The 5,514-nt window shown below is 46.6% G+C and carries 5 protein-coding genes; 3 read left to right on the forward strand and 2 right to left on the reverse strand.

Annotated features, from left to right (window positions below):
- Positions 1-72 precede the first annotated feature (72 nt).
- The gene (locus tag VN105_RS19940; RefSeq protein WP_325643462.1) at positions 73-834 is read right to left on the reverse strand and encodes a hypothetical protein; all 762 of its coding nucleotides are present in this window, start codon (positions 832-834) and stop codon (positions 73-75) included.
- A gap of 163 nt (positions 835-997) precedes the next feature.
- Positions 998-2,179, reverse strand: coding sequence for a vWA domain-containing protein (locus VN105_RS19945; RefSeq protein WP_325643475.1), 1,182 nt, complete (start codon positions 2,177-2,179; stop codon positions 998-1,000).
- A gap of 143 nt (positions 2,180-2,322) precedes the next feature.
- On the opposite strand from VN105_RS19945, the gene VN105_RS19950 reads away from it, so the two are divergent.
- From VN105_RS19950 to VN105_RS19960, 3 genes are all read left to right on the forward strand, one after another.
- Positions 2,323-4,155 (forward strand): tetratricopeptide repeat-containing sensor histidine kinase, encoded by a 1,833-nt coding sequence (locus VN105_RS19950; protein ID WP_325643477.1) that lies wholly within the window; start codon positions 2,323-2,325, stop codon positions 4,153-4,155.
- On the forward strand, positions 4,118-4,873 hold the full coding sequence (locus VN105_RS19955; RefSeq protein WP_325643479.1) for a LytTR family DNA-binding domain-containing protein: 756 nt from the start codon (positions 4,118-4,120) through the stop codon (positions 4,871-4,873). Before VN105_RS19950 ends, VN105_RS19955 begins: the two co-directional genes overlap by 38 nt.
- Positions 4,874-4,951: 78 nt before the next feature.
- Positions 4,952-5,512: an RNA polymerase sigma-70 factor gene (locus VN105_RS19960; protein WP_325643481.1), complete on the forward strand. Its 561-nt coding sequence runs from the start codon at positions 4,952-4,954 to the stop codon at positions 5,510-5,512.
- The last annotated feature ends 2 nt before the right edge of the window (positions 5,513-5,514 follow it).

Below are 5,514 nucleotides of genomic sequence, written 5' to 3' on the forward strand. Positions count from 1 at the left end.
GGCAGGAAAAACCTTGTGGTTTTCCTGCCGGCGCAATATGTTTATACGTTATGTTCAGGAAGTGGCAGCCTCCTAAAACTTAATCAACAACTTCTCTGCCACCAGCTTATTATCTTTATAATACTCAAAATACCAATCCCCGTTCTTCTTCAATACTATTCCGTTCGATACACCATTATTGGCAATAAAATAATCCGCCACAGAAGTTTTCAGCAATGTTAAAACTATTTTCGGGCTGGTATCAATTAACTGGTATCCGTTAGCCGTTGCCTGCGCGTATAAAGTGCCGGCAGCTTCTTTGGTCTCCGGTACCGGCGGAGCTGTGGGAGGTGGCGGCGGTGGCGCCGGCGTCTGCTGCGCTACAACAGCTGGTGCGGTCGCCTGCTGCGGTTCGGCAATGGCTGTTCCGTCGTATGCGTAAGGAACATCATTCAGGGATGTAAAGGCATCTCTCAGGGCGAGGTTATACGCAGGCGCAAACTCTTTCTCCCTGCTTTTACCTTCTTTGCTTTTGAAGATGATGTTACCTTTGCAATCCTTTAATAAAAGGGTAAGATTGGTAACAAACAATCCTTTTTTCTGCACCACTTCGGTGTTGAGTGCATTGCACCTGTTGCCGGCAATCTCCTTTGGTATTTCTGAATTGTCGAAATAAACGGTAAAGCCTTTTTCTTCGAGCAGCGACTTGGTCACGGTGTTTAACCCGTACTGGTTGTCTTCTTTGGAGAAATTGAACCTTTCAGGTACCAGCACGTATTTGTAGTTATTGATCGTATTCTGGGCATACCCGGAAAACGAAGCGAATACAAGAAATAATAAAGCGTATCCTTTCATATAGGTTTTGTCTTCTGATTTGGACGAAAATATACGAAATACTTGTCAAAACCAGTACAAACCAGCTAATTATCTGCAGGGGCGTACAAACAAAGCTGCCTCCGGCAACCTTGTACCAGCGGCAGGTTTGTCTGAAGGCAGCTTTTTTGGGGTTAACGGGTATTTACTTTTCAGCTGTGTATCCTTTGGTGGCAGCTACCTGGATGATAGACCGGTTGATGGCAGCGCCCAGGTCGTCTGTCTTATTGCTTTTCTTCATAGCTTCATCAATATATTTTTGCCGTTGTTTTCCCAGTACAGCTATTTCTTTCTGGATGCTATCCCTTTCTTTGCTTTTAGCAGCTACCAGTGTTTGCAGTTCAGCGGCGCTTTTTTCTCTCAGTTCTTTGGGCAATTCGCTTTTGCTGATACTTTTTAACACAGCAGGATCTTGTTTGGCACGGTCTACCAGGTCCCAGCTGTCATTTTTATACACTGATTTTGATTTACTCACATAACGTTCTACAGAGTTAGCGGAAGAAATATCCCTGGCATTTTTGTCCTGTATTACCTGGTTGTTTTTCTTTGATTCACCATGAGCGCCATAGGCGATATAAGTTTTATTGATGCGCTCGTTGTAGGCTTCAATGCGCTTGTCGTACGGGGTTTCGATAAAATCTACTTTCCGGTCGGAGTCAATATTAAAATACTGGCCCTGTCCCTTATCAGCGCCATCTTTCCAGTGGGTGGCAATGCCTTCCTGTTTATCGCCGCAGTAGATAGTATTAATGAAGATGCTTTTGCTAAGAGCCTGCCCGGCGGCAGTGCTGTAATTAACCCTTCCCTGGTCGAATGGTTCGTTACCGGCAATATAAATGAGTTTCATATCTGCTTCATCATGGCCCCATTCGAGCGATTTTACTGCGGAGTTGATAACAGCGCCGCAGTATTCTGATCCGCCGTTGGTGCGGAGCGAGAACAGTTTTTCGGAGATAAGATCAAGATCGGTGGTGAGCGGGGCCACCTGCCTGATGTAACCGGATTCGGGAGAAAGACCATCATTGCCATACTCATACAGGGCAATTTCAATCACCGGTGTTTTGCCTTTGTACTTCAGCGTGGTAAGGGTATTGATAATATTCCATAATCTTGATTTTGCCTGGTCTATCAGGCCATCCATACTGTTGGAGGTATCGAGGAGTATAGCTACCTGTATACGGGTATTGTCTGCGGCGGAAGGAGAAGCAATCACCGTGGGCGGGGCAGCTGTTTTATACTCTTTTTCAGGGAGATGTTTCACCGTACTGTATTTCCATACCAGGAAACCCGATACCAGCAGGGCGCTGGCAAATAATGTCGTTTTCATGATGTTTGATTTAGAATGACGTCATGAAAATAAAGGGTCTTCCCAACCGTTAAGGGCCCCACTTGGTGAAATGCCGGGTTGAATGGGTGAAATGGCGTGTGCTCCGTGCTGAAAAATCTTATTTTGCAGCAGAATCAACGATCATGCTACGTTACTGTATTTGCTTACTTATCTTGCCGGGGCTGTTGTGGACAGGCGGAATAGCCGCTGCACAAGGGAAAAAGGGTAGTGGGTACCCGGTATCCAAAGCAGCAAGGGAGCTGAAAAAATCCCTTTCCAGGGATGATAACGACCTGCAAACAGCCATTCATTACGAGGCATTGGCAAAGGAGCTTACCGATAAAAGCGAATATGCCAAAGCAGAGGATTATCTTAAAAAGGCGCTGGAGATCTACACCCGGCTAAAACACCCCGATGCAGCAGCGGCTGGCCGCGCACTGGCGAAAGTGCAGGAAATGCAGAACAAAATAATACCGGCCATAAAGAATTACCAGTCGGCCGGCGACCTGGCCATCGATAAAAGCCTGGAGAGCGTCAATTTCAACGATGCCAACCGCCTGCGCAATACTAACCCGCAGGTACAATCCAATTACGCACAATCCAACGCCGCCATTTTCGAAAAGGAAGGAAAAAAAGAAGAAGCTGCAGATGCTTACAAACAGCTGGGTAACAGCCAGCTGCTGCAAAATAATACCTCTGATGCTATTGCCAGCTTCAAGAAGGCGTTGGAAAAAAGCGATAATACCCGCGACATTGCCGCTATCAGCAAAAAGATCTCTAAGGTATACGTGGCCGGCAATAACATCGATGAAGCCATCAGCATGAATGAAGCCATCCTGGAAAAAGCAAAGGAAGAGGGTAATGTTGAATTGCAGATAGACCAGATACAGGAACTGGCCCAGTTGTACACCAATAGCCGGCAACCGGAAAAAACAGGCAGCCTGCTGGAAGAGGCTTATATGCTGGCGTTTAAAAGCGGGAATACTTCTAAAACAAAAGACTGTCTCCTTGCACTCACCGGTTATTACAAGGGGCAGCGGAAAGAGGACGTGGCGCTTACCCGGTACGACGATTTCCTCCATCACCTGGATACGCTTATCAGAACCGACAGCTCTCTCGTAGACGCCAGCCTGTTCGACATTACAGAAGGGAAGATCAAAGACCTCGAAAAGGAAAAGGCCCTGCAACTGGCGCTGATCAATAATAAGAATACGCTCAACTATTTCCTGATCGCTTCCATCCTGGCAATGGTGATACTTTTGTTCTTTATCGCCCGCTCGCTGCGCGCCATTAAGATCAAGAATAAAAAGATTGCCCTGCAATCATTGCGCCGTGAAATGAACCCGCATTTCATCTTTAACAGTCTTAACAGCGTTAATCAATACATTGCGGAAAACAACGAAATGGAAGCCAATAAGTATCTTACTTCTTACTCCGGCCTTATGAGAAATGTGATGGAACACTCCAATAAGGATTTTGTTACATTGGCCGTGGAGGCGGAACAGCTGAAAAGGTACCTGGACCTGGAACAACTGCGCTTCAGCGATAAATTTGTGTATATACTGGATATAGATGAAACCCTGGATGCAGATACGGTGATGATCCCCAATATGCTGATCCAGCCCCACCTGGAAAACGCGGTATGGCACGGCCTCCGGTATAAGGCCACGAAAGGACTGCTACGGGTTACGTTTCAGAAACAGGCGCATTATATACGGGTGATCATAGAAGATGACGGCATCGGGCTAACGGAGAGCCATAAACTGAAAACGGTTCACCAGAAAGCGCACCAGTCCAGAGGTATTACCAACACCACGGAGCGCATCAGTTTACTGAACGATATTTACCACCTCGATATCCGGATGCAGATGGAGGAAATAACCCGGGAAGGCGCCACCGGAACAAGCGTGGTACTGCAACTTCCCTTAATGGACAAGCATGATGTTAACAGGAAAGATCACTTCAGTTATCGTTGAAGACGAAGCCGCTGCTATGGCAGCCTTACAAAACTATCTCGGGAAATTTTGTCCTCAGGTGGAAGTGACCGGCACTGCCCAAAACAGCAGGGAAGCTATCGCGCTATTGCATGAGCTGCGTCCGCAGCTGGTATTCCTTGATGTGGAAATGCCTTTCGGCAATGCTTTTGATGTGCTGGAAGGATGCCAGGACCTGCAGTTTGAAACCATTTTTGTAACGGCTTTTTCGGAGTATTCGCTGAAAGCGCTGAACCAGAGCGCAGCTTATTACCTGCTGAAACCGGTGAGTATAGAAGAACTGATCCTGGCGGTGAATAAGGTGCAGCAACAATTGCAACAAAAGCATTGGCTGAACAGGAACCGCATCATCATGGAAAATGCCAGGGAAATAAATCCTGGTATGCAACAGGTGATCCTGCCTACCCTGGATGGATTTGATGTGGTGAAGATGAATGAAATTGTGCGGCTGAAAGGGAATGGCAATTTTACCGATGTTTATTTAACCAATGGCAGTAAGAAAATGGTATGCCGTTTTCTGAAACATTTTTCTGAGATGTTACCACTTCCGTTCGTACGGGTGCATAAATCACATATCATTAATATCCATTACGTGCAGTCGTATCACAAAGGCGCCGGCGGCTATGTGAACCTGAACGACGGTACGGAGGTGGAAGTATCGCCGGCTTATAAGGATAGCCTGTTGAAGGCGTTTCAATAATATTTTTTCCCTACATTTAGCCAGTCAACCAACTATAACGTATTGTCTGAAAAGGATCTACATATCGGGCCGGAGTTCATGAAGCGTATTGCTGAAGGGGATGAAAAAGCATTTGCCGGCCTGTATTCCGGCTTTTATGATAAAGTATACAGTGTAGCCCTGATGTACCTGAAGGCCCACCAGATGGCGGAAGATGTTACCCAACAGGTTTTCCTGAAATTATGGGAGCGACGCACATCACTGGAGAGCATTCAGAAGGTGGATGCCTTTTTATTTATTACCGCCAGGAACGAGATCCTGAATATTTTCCGGCGGCAGTCGGTACAGGCCAGTTACCAGGCGTTTATCCGGGAGTTGTTTTCACAGGAGTCGGCCACGCCGGAAGACCTCCTGATCATCAAGCAAAAGGGCAGGCTGATGGAATCCATTATCAGTAAGCTGCCCGTGAGGCAACAGGAGGCATTCCGCTTAAGCCGGTTCCGGGGGCTGTCTTATGAGCAGATTGCCACTGAAATGAATATATCATTACCCACCGTAAAGGAGCATATGTCCAAAGCACTGCAGCATATCAGGGAGCTGTTGCTTACCCATAAGGATGAGTTGCTGTTGTTGTTTTTCCTTTGTTCAGTTTCCCGGTAAAT

Source organism: Chitinophaga sp. (genome assembly GCF_035564935.1).
GTDB lineage: Bacteria > Bacteroidota > Bacteroidia > Chitinophagales > Chitinophagaceae > Chitinophaga.